Genomic DNA, 17033 nt, shown 5'->3' on the forward strand with positions numbered 1-17033 from the left:
CCCGCGCGCTCCAACATGGCATGCAGCAGCACATTGCACCCCGCCGTGATGTGCTCCGGCTTGGCATCCTCGATCTCGTTGTGGCTGATCCCGTCCTTGCACGGAATGAAGATCATCCCCGCCGGCGCCAGCTTGGCCATGTACACCGCGTCGTGCCCCGCACCCGAGACCGCCGGCATGTGGCTGTACCCGAGCTTCTTGGCCGCCCGGCCCACCGCCTCCACGCAGTGCTCGTGGAAGGCCTGCGCCGGGTAGCTGGACACCATCTCGATGTGCACCTGCACGCCGTGCTCCTTGGCTATCTTCTCCGCATGGGCTTTGACTTCTGTGGCCATCTGGTCCACCAGCGCGTCGGTGCTGTTGCGCAGGTCGATGCTGAACTTGACCCGCCCGGGGATGACGTTGCGGCTGTTGGGGAACACTTGCACCATGCCGACGGTGCCCCGGCCGTGGGGTGGGTGGCGGTGGGCCGCCGCCACCACGTCCTGCATGATGTGGGTGGCGGCCAGCAGGGCGTCTTTGCGCAGCGCCATGGGCGTGGGGCCGGCGTGGGCTTCCATGCCGGTCACGGTGCAGTCGAACCAGCGGATGCCCAGCACGCCGCTGACCACGCCGATGGTCTTGTCGTGGTCTTCCAGCACGGGGCCTTGTTCGATGTGGGTTTCGAAGTAGGCGCCGATGGGGTGGTCGCCCGGTTCCTGGTCGCCCACGTAGCCGATGCGTTCGAGTTCGCCTTTCACGCTTTTGCCTTCGGTGTCGGTGGCGGCGTAGGCGTGCTCCAGGGTGAAGGCCTTGGCGAACACGCCCGAGCCCATCATCACGGGCACGAAGCGCGACCCTTCTTCGTTGGTCCAGAAGGCGACTTCGATGGGGGCTTCGGTTTCGATGCCGTGGTCGTTCAGGGTGCGCACGACTTCGATGCCCGCCAGCACGCCGTAGTTGCCGTCGAACTTGCCGCCCGTGGGCTGGGTGTCGATGTGGCTGCCGGTCATGATGGGCGGCAGGCTGTTGTTGCGCCCGGGGCGGCGCATGAAGCCGTTGCCGATCTTGTCGATGGTCACCGTCATGCCCGCTTCGCGCGCCCAGCGGGTGACGAGGTCGCGGCCCTGCTTGTCCAGGTCGGTGAGGGTGAGGCGGCACACGCCGCCCTTGGGGGTGGCGCCGATCTGCGCCAGCTCCATGAGGGAGGACCACAGGCGTTCGCCGTTGATGCGCAGGTTTTCGATGTCGGTCTTCACTTTGGTATCCATGGTGTTCTCCAGATGCGTATCAGCAGCTATCGCGCAACGGCGGTAGGTGCGAGGTCCTGTGCGCGCTTTTGCACGGCCTGGAAGTTGGTGCCGAAAGCCGGGCGCTTGATGTAGCGGCCCTTGCCCTGCTCGGCACGCAGATCGCCATTGGCAAACACCACCCGACCCTGGCTGATGGTGTGGCTGGGGATGCCGCGCACGGTGCGGCCTTCAAAGATGTTGAAGTCACCCTTGCTGAACTGCGTTTGGGCCGAGAAGGTCTTGGTGCCCTCAGGGTCCCACAACACCAAGTCGGCATCAGCGCCTTCGCCAATGAAGCCTTTGCGCGGGTAGATGTTGAACAGCTTGGCCGCATTGGCCGAGGTGATGGCCACGAACTCGGATGGGGTGAGGCGCCCGGTGTTCACGCCGCCATCCCACAGCGCTGCCATGCGCTCTTCCACGCCGCCCGTGCCGTTGGGGATCTTGGCAAAGTTCTCCTTGCCCATGGCCTTCTGCGCGGCGCAGAAGGTGCAGTGGTCGGTGGCCGTGGTGTGCAGCTGGCCCGACTGCAGGCCGCGCCACAGCGCCTCCTGGTGGCCCTTGGGGCGAAACGGCGGGCTCATCACGTAGGCCGCGGCCTTGGCAAAGTCGGGGTCGCGGTAGACGCTGTCGTCCACCAGCAGATGCCCGGCCAGCACCTCGCCGTACACCCGCTGGCCGCGCGCGCGGGCGCGGGCGATGGCGTCGGCCGACTCCATGCAGCTCACATGCACCACGTAGATGGGCACGCCCAGCACGTCGGCAATCGCGATGGCCCGGTTGGCGGCCTCGGCCTCGACCATGGGCGGGCGCGACAGGGGGTGGCCTTCGGGTCCGGTGATGCCCATCTTGGCGACCTCTTGCTGCAGCAGGTACACCAGCTCGCCGTTCTCGGCATGCACCGTGGGCATGGCACCCAACTCCAGCGCACGCTTGAAGCTGTTCACCAGGGTTTCGTCGTCGCACATGATGGCGTTCTTGTAGGCCATGAAGTGCTTGAAGCTGTTCACGCCCTCCTGCTGCACCAGGGTGCCCATGTCGGCACGCACCTGCTCGCTCCACCAGGTGATGGCGACGTGGAAAGAATAGTCGGCGGCCGATTTTTCGGCCCAGCCGCGCCACTTGCGGTAGGCGTCCATCAGCGGCTCCTGCGGGTCGGGGATCACGAAGTCGATGATGCTCGTGGTGCCCCCCGCCAGCGCGGCGGCCGTGCCGGTGAAGAAGTCGTCCATGGTGACGGTGCCCATGAACGGCAGCTGCATGTGCGTGTGCGGGTCGATGCCGCCGGGCAGCACGTACTGGCCGCTGGCATCCAGTGTCTGCGCCCCTGCAGGGGCTTGGAGCCCCGCGCCTTCGCCCACGGCAACGATGCGTCCATCCACGCACAGCACGTCGGCGCGCTGCTCACGGTCGGCATTGACCACGGTACCACCGCGGATCACAAGGGCTTGGGTCATGGGGGTCTCCTTCAGGGATGCAGATCAAAAAAGACCCTGCACTGGCACCAGGCCCAGGCAGGGCCAAGGACTCATTTCTTCTTCGCGGTCAGGTAGTAGTAGGTGCCGGCCACGGCCAGGCTGAAAAACCAGCCCGAGTCGAACAGCGTGAGCCAGATGGCGGGCATGCCCGCCTTGTCCACCACGCCCGACACGGCCAGGTAGCCGGGCAGGCAGGGCAACACGCCCAGCAGGAAGGCGACGAGCGCCTGCATGTTCCAGCCGTTGCTGTATTCATACTCGCCCCCCCGGCGGTACAGGTCGTCCACCTTCAGCTCGCTCTTGCGCACCAGGTAGTAGTCCACCAGCAGGATGCCTGCAATCGCGCCCAGCAGCGTGCCGTAGCCGCCCAGCCAGGTGAACAGGTAGCCGCCCGACGTGGCCAGCAGCTTCCAGGGCATGAACAGCAGGCCGATGCCTGCGGCAATCAGGCCGCCCATGCGGAAGCTGATCTTGGACGGTGCGCATTGGCTGAAGTCGTACGACGGCGACACCAGGTTGGCGGCCACGTTGGTCGTCAGGTTGGCCAGCAGGATGACCAGCAGGCCCAGGCCCGCCGCCACGCTGCCCATCTGGGTCAGCAAGCCGTCGGGGAACAGCTGGGCCTTGCCGTACAGGATGGCCGAGGCCGAGAAGCCAATCACCCCCACCATGGAAAACAGCGCCATGGGAATTGGCAAGCCGATGGCCTGGCCCACGACCTGGTCCTTCTGTGATTTGGCGAAGCGCGTGAAGTCGGGGATGTTGAGCGCCAGCGTGGCCCAGAAGCCCACCAGGCCCGTCAGGGCCGCCCATGTCTTGGGTCCGCCCTCGACCACCTTGGCCGGCAGGTTGAAAAGCTGCCCCGAAGGCACGCGCATCATCAGCACCACCACCAGCACGACGGAGGCAATGATCATCAGCGGCGCGGCAATCACTTCGAGCTTGCGGATGGATTCCGGCCCCTTCCAGATGAACCAGATGTGCACGGCCCAAAACGCCAGGAAGCACATGAACTGCGAGGTGCTGATGGTCTGCCCATCCGCAGGCCCGGCGAGCCCCATGCCCACGATGTTCAAGAAGCCATGCAGCGCCAGCGCGCCAAAGTAGCAGTTGATGGAGAACCAGCCACAGGCCACCAGGCCGCGCAGCACGGCCGGCAGGTTGGCGCCTTTCACACCGAACGAGGCGCGCGCCAGCACCGGGAACGGCACACCGTATTTCGGCCCCACGCGGCCAATGAGCACCATGGGCACCAGCACGATGCAGTTGGCCAGGAACACCAGCCACACGGCCATCTGCCAGGTGAAGCCCTGGTCCAGCATGGAGCTGGCCATGGTGTAGGTGGGCACGCACACCACCATGCCCACCCAAAGTGCAGCAAAGTCTTTCCAGGTCCAGTGTCGCTGCGCAGCGGTGGTGGGGAGCAGATCTTCATTGGCGAGCGTGTTGGATGCGTCGCCGGGCATCAGCCCCGCCACATGGGCCGCGCTGCCGGTACTGTTGGTCATGCCTGTACTCCTGTCAAAGACTTCGTTGGGGTTGCACACAACCCGCTGTCTGGTCCGGCGCCTTCACGCTGGCAGATGGCGGGCAAAGGGAAGCGAGCGATGCTAGAGATCACGCAAGAACTGCACCAGATGCAGTGCAGCATGCGTTGCAAATCGGCACCACAACAGGTGCTGTCGCAACGCCTTGCAGGACCTGCGGCACACGCACGGGGCGCCTGTCAAGCTGCCGCAGACACGCGCTGGGGGTTGTTCGGGTGCGTAGTCCAGTTGGCGTACTCGCCCGTCACCTTTTTTCCGGTGCGCACATCCACCTCGCCAGGCTCCAAGGCCCGCATGGTGATGCACTCGGGCACGGGGCAGATCGACACGCACAGGTTACAGCCCACGCACTCGGCCTCGTTGATCTCGAACTTGCGCACACCGCCGTCCTTGGTGAAGGTGATGGCCTGGTGCGAGGTGTCTTCGCAGACCACATGGCAGCGGCCGCACTGAATGCAGGCGTCCTGGTTGATGACGGCTTTCTCGATGTGGTTGAGGTTGAGGTTCTTCCAGTCCTTCACCGTGGGCACGGCCTGGCCCTTGAAGTCGTCGAGCGTGGCATACCCGTGCTCGTCCATGAAGTTCGACAGCCCGTCGCACATGTCCTGCACGATCTTGAAGCCGTAGACCATGGCGGCCGTGCACACCTGCACCGTGCCGCAGCCGAGCGCAATGTATTCGGCCGCGTCGCGCCAAGTGGTGATGCCGCCGATGCCGCTGATGGGCAGGCCAGCGGTCTGCGCATCGCGCGCGATCTCTGCCACCATGTTGAGTGCAATGGGCTTGACCGCCGGGCCGCAGTAGCCGCCGTGCGAGCCCCAGCCGTCGGTGCTCGGGCTCATCACCATGCGGTCCAGGTCCACGCCCATGATGGAGTTGATGGTGTTGATGAGCGACACCGCATCCGCCCCGCCCGCCTTGGCTGCGCGTGCGGGCTGGCGCACATCGGTGATATTGGGCGTGAGCTTCACGATCACGGGCAGCTTGCTGTAGTGCTTGCACCAGGCCGTGACCATCTGGATGTACTCGGGCACCTGGCCCACGGCGGCGCCCATGCCGCGCTCGCTCATGCCGTGGGGGCAGCCGAAGTTGAGTTCGATGCCGTCGGCGCCGGTGTCCTCCACCAGCGGCAGGATGGCCTTCCAGCTCTGCTCTTCGCAGGGCACCATGAGCGAGACGACCATGGCCCGGTCCGGCCAGTTGCGCTTGACACGCTTGATCTCTTCGAGGTTGGTGTGCAGGGGCCGGTCGGTGATCAGCTCGATGTTGTTCAGGCCGATCACGCGGCGATCCTGCGACATCAGCGTGGAATAGCGCGGGCCGTTGACGTTGACCACGGCCGGGTCTTCGCCCAGCGTCTTCCACACCACGCCGCCCCAGCCCGCCTCGAAGGCGCGGGTGACGTTGATCTCTTTGTCGGTGGGCGGCGCGGAGGCCAGCCAGAAGGGGTTGGGGCTTTGGATGCCCAGAAAATTGCTGCGGATGTCTGCCATGGGGAGCTCCCGTGAAGTGCAGGAATGAAGTGCGGTGAAGCCGTGGCGGGGACGGCTCAGGCCGTCAGCGCGGCATGGATGGAGACAGCGGCCACCTTGCCGTGCTCCACCGCTTCCACCGTGAGATCGCGACCGCCCACGCGGCAGTCGCCCCCGGCCCAGACGCGTGCCAGGCGGGTCTGGCCTTCTGCATCGGTGACGATGCGCCCCCCCTCCAGGGCAATGCCCTTGCCCACCGGTTCGGCCACAAAGGTCTGGCCAATGGCCTTGAGCACCATGTCGGCCGCGAGCGTGAAGGTCTCGCCGGTCTCCACCAGCTTGCCGCCGCTCAGCGCCGTGGCGGCAAAGCGCACGCCCTGCACGGCACCGCCTTCGCTCAGCACCTCCTTGGGCGCCGCCCAGTGGCGGATGGTGACGCCGTTGGTCTGTGCCCACTGCTGCTCCACGGCCGATGCTGACATGGCCTCGGCGCCCCGGCGGTAGACGATGGTCACCTCTTCGGCGCCCAGTTTGCGCGACTGCACGGCGGCATCCACCGCCGTCATGCCACCGCCAATCACCACCACGCGGCGGCCCACGGGCAAGGTGGAAAGATCCGTGCTCTGGCGCAGCTCGGCAATGAAGTCCACGGCATTGCGCAGGCCTGTGGCCACAGGCTCGGCCACGCCCAGCGCATTCACGCCTTGCAGGCCCAGGCCCAGGAACACGGCGTCGTACGCGCCCAGCAGGCTGTCGAGCGTGATGTCACGGCCCAGTTGCTGGCCCGTGCGAACCTCAATGCCGCCGATGGACAGCAGCCACTCCACCTCCTTCTGCGCGAAGTTGTGGGTGGTCTTGTAGCTGGCCAGTCCGTATTCATTGAGCCCCCCCAGCTTGGGGCGCGCCTCGAACAGCACCACGTCGTGCCCGCGCAGCGCCAGCCCGTGGGCGCAGGCCAGGCCCGCAGGCCCCGCACCCACCACGGCCATGCGCTTGCCGGTGGCCGCCGCGCGCTGGAACAAGGGCGCGCCGGGCTGGGCAAAGAAGGCATCGGTGGCATAGCGCTGCAGCGATCCGATCTCCACCGGCTTGTCTTCATTGGTGTTGCGCACGCAGGCCTGCTCGCACAGCACCTCGGTGGGGCACACCCGGGCGCACATGCCGCCCAGCGGGTTGGCCTCCAGGATGGCACGGGCGGCGCCCCGGTGGTTGTCCTGCGCGATGCGGTGGATGAACGAAGGGATGTCGATGCCCGTGGGGCAGGCCGTGGCGCAGGGCGCGTCGTGGCAGTAGTAGCAGCGCTCGGCCTCGATCAGCGCCTGGGGTTTGGTGAGGGGCGGGTGGGCATCGCCGAAGTTGACAGCGTAGTCGGCCAGGTTCAGGCGTGCGGCATGAATGCCGCAGGCTCGGCTTGCGGGTGTGTCCATCAGGTTTCCTCCGAGGGGGTCAGGGTGGGGGTCTGGGCGCTGGCCATGCAGGCCCTCATGCACGCCGGTGCCATGCAGCGCCAGCGGCGCATGCGGCCGGGGCCAGCCAATGCGGCACAGGTGTTGGTGCCAACACCTGTGCCCGCAAACTTCGGAGGTTTCATCGTGGTCCTCGCAGTGGGGTGGCAGGTGCCCGCTGCTTTGCGGCGGCGGTGCCCTGCGTTGTGGTTCAATTTACCAATCCGTAAAAATTTACCAATTGGTAAAATCCCTACAGCAAGCCGCGTGCCAGCCCCAGGCCACAGAATTGGCAGTTTGGGACCCCGGCTTGTTCCACAATGGTGCAATGACAGCCGCCCGCCCGCCCAAAGCCGATACCGCCCCCCGCCTTCCCAAAGCCCCGCGCGCCGTCCGAAGCGACGACACCGCGCAGCGCGCCCCCAAGGCCTCGCGCCTGGTCAAGGAGCGGGGCATCCTCACCGAGGCCGAGAGCCACTTTGCACAGTTCGGTTTCGAAGGCGCCTCCCTGGAGAACATTGCTGCGGCCATCGGCCTCAGCCGCCACAACCTGCTGTATTACTTCCCCAGCAAGGAGGCGCTGTACCAGCGCGTGCTGGACGATGTGCTCACCCAGTGGCTCGAAGGCATGGAAGACCTGTCGCACAGCGACGACCCGCAACAGGCACTGCGCCGCTACATCCGCGCCAAGCTGCGCTACTCGCGCGAGCGCCCCAATGGGGCGAAGGTGTTCACCAAAGAGGTGATTGCCGGCGCACCACGCTATGGCAAGGCCATCACGGAGCGCGTGGCGCCCCTGCTCAAGACCGAGGTGCGCACCTTCGAACGCTGGGCGCGCGAGGGCCGCATCGCCAAGGTGAACTTCACGCACCTGATGTTCATCATCTGGTCCGTCACCCAGGCCTATGCCGAGCAAGAGGCGCAATTCGCCCTGCTGCTGGGCAAGCCCGCGCTGACCGAGCGCGACTATGCCAAGGCCGAGGAGCTGATCTGCCGCATGGTGGTCAAGGCGCTGGAGCCCGAAGCGACCGCGCAGGACGACAGCGCACCCGAGACGGACTGATCACCCTGGCTGCGCGGCCCGCGCCAGGCGCTCCCGGTCGAGCAATTCGACCACGCGGTAGCCCACGCGCAGCACCCCGCCGTCCTCCCACTGCTTGAGCTGGCGGTTGATGCTCTGGCGCGAGACGCCGAGCATGAAGGCCAGGTCTTCCTGCGAGACGGCCAGCACGGTGCAGGCTCCGTCTCCGGCCGAGCGGGAGTCCAGCGTCATGAGCCGGTGCGCCAGCCGCACGGGCAGCGGCTGCAGGATGGCGTCGTCGATCCAGGCCAGGGCCTGGCGCAGCCGCAGGCACACCAGGCGCGTGAAGGCCATGTGCAGCGCCGGCTGCGTGGCGATCAGGTGGTGGAAGTCTGCCGCCTGGACCACGGCCACCTCGGACGGCTCCACCGCACAGGTGTCGTAGACCCGCTCCTGCCCCACGAACAGCGAGACCTCGCCGAACCAGTGGCCGGGCTCCAGCACGGCGATCACGGCCTCGCGTCCATCCTGCGCAGCCACGCTCACGCGCAGGGCGCCCTGCACCATGCCGAACAGCGCGTCGGGCGCCGAGCCCTTGAGGAACAGCGAGTCACCGCGCTGCAGCTGGCGCCGGTGGGCCACTTGCAGCAGCGCGTGCTGCACCTCCTGCGGCAGGCGCAGGCGCTCGTCGGCCCGGGGGCCGAGGTGGGCCGGCAGTCCGGTGATGCTTGCCGGTTCAGGTAGGGAAGGCATGGCGTGCGGCTCGTGCAGAGATGACTGGCGAGAGGAATTGTGCGGGCGCAGCGGTCGCCATGGCGACGCCAACCAGACACCCGCGGGTTTGTACCGAGCCGCAATTGCCAACACCGGACAGTCTCGCCGCGGCGCTCTGCGGATAGTGGGCCTGCTGCAGCGCACTGCTGCATCCCTGTACCGCAACCGACCCCAAGGATCCCCATGACGAATACCCCCGCCGCCACCGCCGAGCGCAATGCCCGCCGCGAAAAGACCGTGCTCGACCACTTCGCCGACGAGACCCGCCAGGACTTCGACGCCGTGCTGAGCACCTTTCCGCACCCGCACTATGAGCTGATACCCACCGGAGAGGTGCACGACGGCAACGAGGACGTGCGCCGCTACTACACGGCCACGCGCCAGGCCTTTCCGGACCAGCGGCACGAGATCATTGAGCTGCGCCATGCCGGCGACTCGGTCATCGTGGAGTTCTGGCTGCTGGGCACGCACAAGGGGCCGCTGGGGGCGCTGCCGCCCACGGGCAACAGCTTCCGTTGCCGGATGATCGCGCTGTTCATCTTCGACGCGGCCGAGCACCTGGTCTGCGAGCGCGTGTACTTCGACACGCTGACCATGCTGCGCCAGCTGCTGGTGGGTGTGCCACCGGCCGCGCTGCCGGGCATCATCGGCGCGCTGCTGGGCGGCCAGGCCGCCACCGCCGGCAAGGCCCCGGTGCCCGAGCAGGCCACGGCATGAGCGGGCGCCTGCAGGGCCACCATGCGGTGGTGACGGGTGGGGCGCAGGGCATCGGGCTGGCGATTGCGCGCCGCTTTCTGGACGAAGGCGCGACCGTCTCGCTATGGGACATCGGCGCCCGCGCCCTGCAGGCTGCCACAGAGGCGCTGGACGCACCCGGGCGCGTGTTCACCGCCGTCACCGACGTGCGCAATGAGGCCGCCGTGAACGCCGCCACGCAGGACAGCGCCGCCGCGCTGGGCCCGGCCACCGTGCTCGTGAACAACGCAGGCGTGCTGGGCCCGCTGGTGCCCACCTGGGAGCACAGCGCCGCCCAATGGCGCACGGTGCTGGACATCAACCTCACCGGCGCCTTCCTGTGCTGCCGCGCACTGGTGCCGGCCATGCTGGCCGACATGCAGGCGCAGCGTGCCCCCGCACTGGGCCGGCGCGTGGTCAATATCGCCTCGGTCGCGGGCAAAGAGGGCAATGGCCTGAATGCCGCGTATTCCGCCTCCAAGGCCGGCCTGATCGCACTCACCAAGTCGCTGGGCAAGGAGCTGGCCGGCGCGGGCGTGCTGGTGAACTGCGTCACACCGTCTGCCGCTGAAACCGGGGTGTTCGACGGTGTTCCCGAGGAACACCGTGCGCAACTGCACCAGGCCCTGCTGTCGCGCGTGCCCATGGCGCGTTTCGTCGAGCCGGCCGAAGTGGCGGCCATGGCGGCCTGGCTGGCGTCTGCCGACTGCTCGTTCAGCACCGGTGCCGTCTTCGACATCTCCGGCGGCCGTTCCTTGTACTGAGGAAATTTTCATGAACATGATGACCGACTCCCTCACGCCGGAAGGCCTGCTGCTGCAGCCCGTGGCCGACTTCGATGGCGCGCGCAGCGCCCCCACCCCGCAGGACCGGCTGCGCGCCCTGCGCCGCGCGGGCGGGCAGTTCCGCGAGCGCTTTCTCGATGAGCCCCCGGTGCGCTATGCGCGCAGCTTCGACCTGCTGCGCATCCCCTACCCGGCCTGGTACGCCTTCAACGGCGTGTACTCGCAGCAGTTGCTCAAGCCGCACATGGTGCACCTGCTGGCACGCACGGTGCTGGTGCAGTTCGAGGATTTCGAGGGCCAGCTCAAACACCTGCTGTTCACCCCCGCCGATTTCGAGACCGGCAGCGAGACGCCCTACTTCAAGCGTCTGAGCGAGCAGACGCCCAAGTTCCTGCACGGCGTGATCGCGCCGGTGCACGGCACGGTGCTGCAGGCCCTGGCCTCGGTGGGCGTGGCACCGGAGCAGATCGACTTCATCACCTACGACCACCTGCACACCCAGAACCTGCGCCGCTGGCTGGGCACGGGCAGCGAGCGCGGGCTGCTGCCCAACGCACGCCTGCTGGTGCACCGCCAGGAACTGGCCAGCGTGGCAGGCCTCTTGCCCACACAGGCCGACTGGTACTGCCCTGCGGGGCTGCAGGGCGTGGCGCCCGAACGCATCGTGCCCTTCGATGGCAGCGTGCAGCTGGGGCGTGGCATCGCGCTGGTGCACACGCCGGGCCATACGGAGGGCAACCACTCGCTGGTCTACCGCACCCCGGATGGCATCCGTGTGAGCAGCGAGAACGGCGTGAGCGCCGACAGCTGGGCCCCCGAGGCCTCGCGCCACAACGGCATCCGCCGCTACGCCAAGGCCACCGGCTCCGAGGTGATCCTGAACGGCAACACGCAGGAGGGCAGCGTGGACCAGTACCTGTCGATGGTGCTGGAGAAGACCATCGCGGGCACCTCGGCCACGCATGGCTTCAGCAACGTGGTGCCATCCAGCGAGTGCTCGCCGCACTGGCTGTTTCCGGGCGCGCCCACCAGCCACCTCTGGGGCACGACCACTTCGGGTGCACTGCAGCGGCCCACCTGAGCCGGCCCACTGATTTCTCCCCCATAAGACAGACAACACGAGACAAACGCCATGCACTCCCCCGCTGCCATCTTTCCCGCCGATGCGGGCGCCTCGCAAGCGCCCGCCACCGCTGCCGACGACGCCACCTACCGCCAGATCGCCTGGCGGCTGATCCCGGTGCTGTTCGCCTGCTACGTCTTCAACTACCTGGACCGCACCAACATCGGCTACGCCCAGTTGCAGATGAAGAGCGACCTGGGCTTCAGCGACGCGGTGTTCGGCCTGGGCGCGGGCATCTTCTTCATCGGCTATGCGCTGTTCGAGATACCCAGCAACATGCTGCTGGCGCGCGTGGGCTTTCGGCTCACGCTGCTGCGCATCATGGGGCTGTGGGGCCTGGCCTCGGCGGCCACGCTGTGGGTGACCACGCCGGCGCAGTTCTACGTGCTGCGCTTCCTGGTGGGGGTGTTCGAGGCGGGCTTTGCGCCGGGCGTGCTGTTCTACCTCACGCTCTGGTTTCCGTCGCAACGCCGGGCCAAGGTCACGGCCCTGTTCTTCATGGCCTATGGGGCGGCGCCCATCGCCGCTGGCCCGCTGGCGGGCGCGACCATGACCTGGCTGGACGGCGTCTGGTCGCTGCACGGCTGGCAGTGGCTGTTCCTGGTGGAGGGCGCGCCCTGCGTGCTGCTGGCCGTGCTGGCCTACCAACTGCTCGACGACGGGCCACAGGCCGCGCGCTGGCTCACGCCTGCGCAGAAGCGCCAGGTGCAGGACGACCTGGCGCGCGACCAGGCGGCCAGCGGCGCGGATGCACGCAGTAGCTTCGGCAGCGCGCTGCGCAACGGCCAGGTGTGGCTGCTGGGCTTCGTCTCCTTCCTGGTGATCCTGGGCATCTATGCCATGTCGTTCTGGCAACCCACCCTGCTGCAGTCCATGGGGCTGTCGGTGATGCAGATCGGCCTGTACTCGGTGGTGCCGGCGGCCGCCGGCATCGCGGCCACGCTGCTCATCGCCGGGCATTCCGACCGCCGGCAGGAGCGGCGCTGGCACTTTGCCGCCACGGCCTGCATCGGCGCCGCCGGGCTCTCGCTCACCACCCTCTTCTTGCACAGCCCCGTGGCGGCCGTGGCCTGCCTGTCGCTGGCCTCCATCGGCATCTCCAGCGCCTTCGCCATCCTCTGGGCCGTGCCGGGCAGCCTGCTGAGCAGGAATGCCGCAGCGATGGGCATCGCGCTCATCACCACCATCGGCGGTACGGCCGGCGTGGTGGCGCCGGTGATGGTGGGCGCCATCAAGACGGCAACCGGCGGCTTCACGCTCAGCCTGTACCTGCTGAGCGGCGCCCTGGTACTGGCCGCCGTGCTGATGGTGCTGGCCGTGGGGCGCGGCCGCAGCGCAGGGCGTTGAGCACGCTGGCAGGGCTCATGCCTGCTTTTGCTGCCACAGCACATCCAGCACATGCTGGGTGGCCCGCTCCATGGGGCCCGTGCGATGGGCAATGCCCAAAGGCCTCCACAACCGGGGCTGAAGCGGCAGCATGCGGACGCGCGGGTCCAGCGGCGCGGCGGATGATGCCTCATGGGGCAGCAGTGTGGCCCCGTAGCCGGCCGCCACCAGGCTCTTGATGGCGTCGTTGTAGTTGAGCTGAATGCGCGCCCGAGGGTGCTCGCCCACCCGGGCGAACCACTCCGTGCACAGCCGCGACAGGCTGGTGCCCTCGTCGTTCAGGATCAGCGGCTGGCCCGCCAGCCAGCGGGGGGTGGCGCGCCGGTGCGGCGCCCAGGCAGCAGGCACAAAGGCCATGACTGGATCGCGCCGCCAGGGCAGCACCGCCACACCGCGCATGGCGGGCTGCGGCAAGGCGACCAGGCCGATGTCGAGCGCCCCGCTGGCCAGGCGTGCCATGGTCTCTGGCGAGGTCAGCACGGCCACCTGCACATCCACCCCCGGGTGGTGCTGGCCCAGCACCTCCAGCGCCTGGGGCAGCAGGTGCGCAATGGCGCCGGTCGAGGCCCCCAAGCGCACCCGCCCGGCCAGCCCCTGCACCTGGCGCTGCACCAGGTCCATGGCCTCGTCCGCATCGGTCAGCAGGCGCCGCGCGCGTTCGACAAGGGCCTCGCCCACCCCCGAGGGCCGCACCTCGCCGCGCTTGCGCACCAGCAGGGGCGCACCGATGTGGGCTTCTAGGTCTGCGATGTGCAGGCTTACCGTGGGCGGCGCCAGGTGCAGCGCACGCGCGGCTTCGGCGAAGGAGCCGAGGTCGGCAATCGTGACCAGGGTCCGCAGCCGGTCGAGGTTGAGTTCGCGCATGACGTTCAGTAAACCTGATTCTGATGTTTGTGAAATTCAACTTTTCAAAGTTTAGACCGGGGCCGAAGATTGCGCATCCCTTCCATCTTTTCCATCCCGTCCCTTGATCCGATGCGTCCATGCCGTCCCCTCCATGGACCGCGATGCCACTGCCAGGAGCCCCACCCCATGACCCCCTCTCCCCTTGTCTTCATCGACGGCGACCAAGGCACGACCGGCCTGCAGATCCACGAGCGCCTGCGCGGCCGCACCGACCTGCGCCTGCTGACCTTGCCCGACCACGAGCGCAAGAACGCAGCCCGCCGTGCCGAAGCCATCAACAGCTGCGACATCGCCATCCTGTGCCTGCCCGATGCCGCCGCCCGCGAGGCCGTGGCCGCCATCGCCCACCCCGCGGTGCGGGTGATCGACGCCAGCTCGGCGCACCGCACCGATCCACTGTGGGTGTATGGGTTTCCCGAGATGGATGCGGCCCAGCCTGCGCGCATCGCCAGCGCCCAGCGGGTGAGCAACCCGGGCTGCTACCCCACGGGCGCCGTGGCCCTGCTGCGCCCCCTGGTGCAGGCCGGACTGCTGGGCCCCGACCACGCGGTCGCGGTGCATGCGGTGTCGGGCTACTCGGGCGGCGGGCGGGCCCGTGTGGACGAGCATGAGGGCCCCGGCGCCACCCATGCCCCGGCCTTTCAGCTCTATGGGCTGAAGCTGGAGCACAAGCACCCGCCCGAAATTGCACAGCGCGCGGGCCTGGCCCAGCGCCCGTTTTTCGTGCCTGCCTATGGCGCGTTCCGCCAGGGCATCGTGCTGAGCATTCCCCTGTTTGTGCACCAACTGCCTTCGGGTGCCAGCGGCGAGCGGCTGCACGCCTGTTTGCAGCAGCACTACGCGGGGGCAGCCCATGTCGAAGTCATGCCGCTGATGCAGGCCGAAGCCGCTGAGCACCTGGACCCCCAGGCCCTCAATGGCACCAACCAGTTGCGGCTGGGCGTGTTCCACAACCCACGGCACGGGCAGGTGCTGCTCACGGCGGTGTTCGACAACCTGGGCAAAGGCGCCTCGGGGGCGGCCGTGCAGAACCTGGACCTGATGCTGGGCCACATCGCGCGGTAGCCGCCACACGGCCCCGCCCACCGTCCAGGGCTCGGTTGCCCGCCTGCCATGCGGCCCGGGGAGCGGGAACACAAGCCCCCGGGACACCAGCCAGGGCGCCAAACAAAGCCCTCACGGTGCAGCGGGGGCTTTCCTGAATCCCTGGACCAAGGGCTTTTACAATAAACAATCCATCCAGATGGTTTGTTCAATGACAGAAGCCCACCGCCGACAAAAACAGCCTCAGTTGATCCGCAGCCAGCTGCTGGCCGTGGTGCGCGACCTGCTGGTGCACGAAGGCCCCCATGCCGTCACCCTGGAGGCTGTGGCCCACCGCACCAACGTGACCAAGGGGGGCCTGCAGCACCACTTTCGCAGCAAGCAGGCCCTGCTCGATGCGCTGTCCGAGCAACTGTTTGAAGAGTTTGAACAAAGCTACGACCGTGCCCTGCAACAGGAAGCCGACACCCCCGGGCGCCATGCACGCGCCTACATCCGCACCTGCTTTGATGGCCAGGCGGACTGCAACCGGGTCGATACCCAGCGCGCCATCGGCCTGCTGGCCCTCACCTCTCCTGCGTGCCGCGAGCGCTGGCATGCCACGATGCAAGCCGCCCTGGCGGCCGATGGACCCGACGCGGACACCGCCAACCTGCTGCTCGTGTGCCGCCTGGCGGGCGATGGCTTCTGGTTTGCGCAGATGCTGGATGTGTACGAACTCGGCGCACAGCGCCAGGCGGACCTGCTGGCACTGCTGCTGAAGCTCTGCGGCGGCGGGGCGCGGCCATGAGCGCCACGCCCGCCTCCAGCTACCTGCTGCTCGGCCTGGCCATCCTGGCGGAGGTGCTGGGCACTTCGGCGCTCAAGGCCTCGGACGGGTTCACACGCCTGGCGCCCAGCCTGGTCACCGCCGTGGCCTACCTGGTGTCGTTCTACCTGCTGTCGCTCACGCTGCGCACCCTGCCCATCGGCATCGCCTATGCCATCTGGTCGGGGGTGGGCATCGTGCTGATTTCTGCCGTGGGCTGGTTGCTGTACGGGCAGCGCCTTGATGCGCCCGCCGTGCTGGGGCTGGGCCTGATTGTGGCGGGCGTGCTGGTGGTGAACCTGTTCTCGCGCAGCGTGGGCCACTGACCTCTGCGCCCCTACCCCGCCAGCACCACCTCCGCCCCCGGCTTACACGCACCTTTGCTTTGTTTTCCTGCCCATGACCATCCCCTTTGCCGACCAGACCCTGTCCCGCGCCGACCTGAAAGACCTGGCTACTGACCCTCAGGCCGTGCTGCATTTTGAGCACTGCACCTTCGATGGCGCAGACCTGTCGGGGTTGGCGCTGCGGGGTGCCCAGTTCCTGGGCTGCTCGTTGGCAGAAACGGTGCTGGACAAGGCCATCCTGAGCGATACCCGCTGGTTGGACTGCCGGGCAGGCGGGGCCCGCTTCCAGCTTGCAAACCTGACCGACGCACGCTTTCACCGCTGCGACCTGAACAACACCGACTGGGCCAAAGCCACGCTTGCCTCGGCGCGCTTTGCCGAAGTCAAACTGACGGGCGCGCAGTTTCGCGAGGCGCAGACCCTGGGCCTGGGCTTTCACGACTCCTTGCTGGTGGGCGCCGACCTTCGGGGCATCTCGTTTCGCAAGCAAACCATCGAGCAACTGGACCTGTCTGACGCCGATGTGTCAGGCTGCGACTTCCGGGACGCCATTTTTGAAGGCGGCAGCCTGCGCGATGCCCACCTCAAGAACGCACGGTTTGACGGCGCCGACCTGCGGGCCACAGACCTCGGAGGCCTGCGAATCACCGCGCTGGCGCAGTTCTTCAAGGGCGCCATCCTCTCGACGGACCAGGCAGCCGCGCTGGTCAGTGGCCTGGGCATCCGGGTGGTGTAAAAGCCCCCTGCGGCCGCAGGCGGGCGGGGCGGCGGAAGCACTCAGCCCAAAACAAAAAGGGCTCCCTCTGGGAGCCCCGTCTGCGTGCCTGGTTTCAGCGCTGCGGGTTCAAAACACTCCCCATGGCAGCAGCCCCCCGCACAACGCGAAGTGCC

The 17033-nt window shown here is 67.7% G+C and carries 16 protein-coding genes; 9 read left to right on the top strand and 7 right to left on the bottom strand.

Annotated elements, in window-relative coordinates; all coding sequences use genetic code 11:
* The 5 genes from DBV10_RS13465 to DBV10_RS13485 all read right to left on the bottom strand — a co-directional run.
* On the bottom strand, window positions 1-1250 hold a 1250-nt coding region (locus DBV10_RS13465), incomplete at its 3' end, for a Zn-dependent hydrolase (protein WP_148090341.1).
* A 26-nt stretch (window positions 1251-1276) separates the two neighbouring features.
* Window positions 1277-2728, bottom strand: coding sequence for a dihydropyrimidinase (gene hydA / locus DBV10_RS13470; protein WP_124514137.1), 1452 nt, complete (start codon window positions 2726-2728; stop codon window positions 1277-1279).
* A gap of 71 nt (window positions 2729-2799) precedes the next feature.
* The gene (locus DBV10_RS13475) at window positions 2800-4257 is read right to left on the bottom strand and encodes an NCS1 family nucleobase:cation symporter-1 (RefSeq protein ID WP_124514138.1); all 1458 of its coding nucleotides are present in this window, start codon (window positions 4255-4257) and stop codon (window positions 2800-2802) included.
* 218 nt (window positions 4258-4475) lie between these two features.
* On the bottom strand, window positions 4476-5789 hold the full coding sequence (preA, locus tag DBV10_RS13480) for an NAD-dependent dihydropyrimidine dehydrogenase subunit PreA (protein ID WP_124514139.1): 1314 nt from the start codon (window positions 5787-5789) through the stop codon (window positions 4476-4478).
* A 56-nt stretch (window positions 5790-5845) separates the two neighbouring features.
* A complete protein-coding gene (locus tag DBV10_RS13485; protein WP_124514140.1) occupies window positions 5846-7195 on the bottom strand; it encodes an NAD(P)-dependent oxidoreductase in 1350 nt (449 codons plus the stop codon).
* 346 nt (window positions 7196-7541) lie between these two features.
* On the opposite strand from DBV10_RS13485, the gene DBV10_RS13490 reads away from it, so the two are divergent.
* Entirely contained in the window at window positions 7542-8276 is a 735-nt protein-coding gene (locus tag DBV10_RS13490; RefSeq protein WP_124514141.1) for a TetR/AcrR family transcriptional regulator, read from the top strand.
* Here the strand turns inward: DBV10_RS13490 and DBV10_RS13495 are convergent, their stop codons facing one another.
* Window positions 8277-8987, bottom strand: a complete 711-nt coding sequence (locus DBV10_RS13495) for a Crp/Fnr family transcriptional regulator (protein WP_124514142.1) — start codon at window positions 8985-8987, stop codon at window positions 8277-8279.
* Between the two features lie 204 nt (window positions 8988-9191).
* On the opposite strand from DBV10_RS13495, the gene DBV10_RS13500 reads away from it, so the two are divergent.
* The 4 genes from DBV10_RS13500 to DBV10_RS13515 are packed head-to-tail and all read left to right on the top strand — an operon-like array spanning window position 9192 to window position 12998.
* Window positions 9192-9725, top strand: coding sequence for an ester cyclase (locus DBV10_RS13500; RefSeq protein ID WP_124514143.1), 534 nt, complete (start codon window positions 9192-9194; stop codon window positions 9723-9725).
* Complete coding sequence (locus tag DBV10_RS13505; protein ID WP_124514144.1) at window positions 9722-10507, top strand: SDR family NAD(P)-dependent oxidoreductase; 786 nt, start codon at window positions 9722-9724, stop codon at window positions 10505-10507. The genes DBV10_RS13500 and DBV10_RS13505 overlap by 4 nt, the downstream gene beginning before the upstream one ends.
* Before the next feature lie 10 nt (window positions 10508-10517).
* The gene (locus DBV10_RS13510) at window positions 10518-11609 is read left to right on the top strand and encodes a hypothetical protein (protein WP_124514145.1); all 1092 of its coding nucleotides are present in this window, start codon (window positions 10518-10520) and stop codon (window positions 11607-11609) included.
* A gap of 51 nt (window positions 11610-11660) precedes the next feature.
* Window positions 11661-12998, top strand: a complete 1338-nt coding sequence (locus DBV10_RS13515; RefSeq protein WP_124514146.1) for an MFS transporter — start codon at window positions 11661-11663, stop codon at window positions 12996-12998.
* 15 nt (window positions 12999-13013) lie between these two features.
* Here DBV10_RS13515 and DBV10_RS13520 read toward each other — a convergent pair whose 3' ends face one another.
* Window positions 13014-13901, bottom strand: a complete 888-nt coding sequence (locus DBV10_RS13520; RefSeq protein ID WP_124514147.1) for a LysR family transcriptional regulator — start codon at window positions 13899-13901, stop codon at window positions 13014-13016.
* 168 nt (window positions 13902-14069) lie between these two features.
* Between DBV10_RS13520 and argC the strand changes: the two genes are divergently transcribed.
* The 4 genes from argC to DBV10_RS13540 all read left to right on the top strand — a co-directional run bounded on the left by argC (window position 14070) and on the right by DBV10_RS13540 (window position 16878).
* Window positions 14070-15008 carry an N-acetyl-gamma-glutamyl-phosphate reductase gene (gene argC, locus DBV10_RS13525; RefSeq protein ID WP_124514148.1) on the top strand — a complete coding sequence of 313 codons (939 nt, stop codon included), beginning with the start codon at window positions 14070-14072 and terminating at the stop codon, window positions 15006-15008.
* A gap of 226 nt (window positions 15009-15234) precedes the next feature.
* A complete protein-coding gene (locus tag DBV10_RS13530) occupies window positions 15235-15777 on the top strand; it encodes a TetR/AcrR family transcriptional regulator (protein ID WP_233589913.1) in 543 nt (180 codons plus the stop codon).
* The gene (locus DBV10_RS13535; protein ID WP_124514150.1) at window positions 15774-16121 is read left to right on the top strand and encodes an SMR family transporter; all 348 of its coding nucleotides are present in this window, start codon (window positions 15774-15776) and stop codon (window positions 16119-16121) included. The genes DBV10_RS13530 and DBV10_RS13535 overlap by 4 nt, the downstream gene beginning before the upstream one ends.
* Before the next feature lie 73 nt (window positions 16122-16194).
* The gene (locus DBV10_RS13540) at window positions 16195-16878 is read left to right on the top strand and encodes a pentapeptide repeat-containing protein (protein WP_124514151.1); all 684 of its coding nucleotides are present in this window, start codon (window positions 16195-16197) and stop codon (window positions 16876-16878) included.
* Window positions 16879-17033: the final 155 nt, after the last annotated feature.

This window comes from Acidovorax sp. FJL06, assembly GCF_003852545.1.
Taxonomy (GTDB): domain Bacteria; phylum Pseudomonadota; class Gammaproteobacteria; order Burkholderiales; family Burkholderiaceae_C; genus Acidovorax.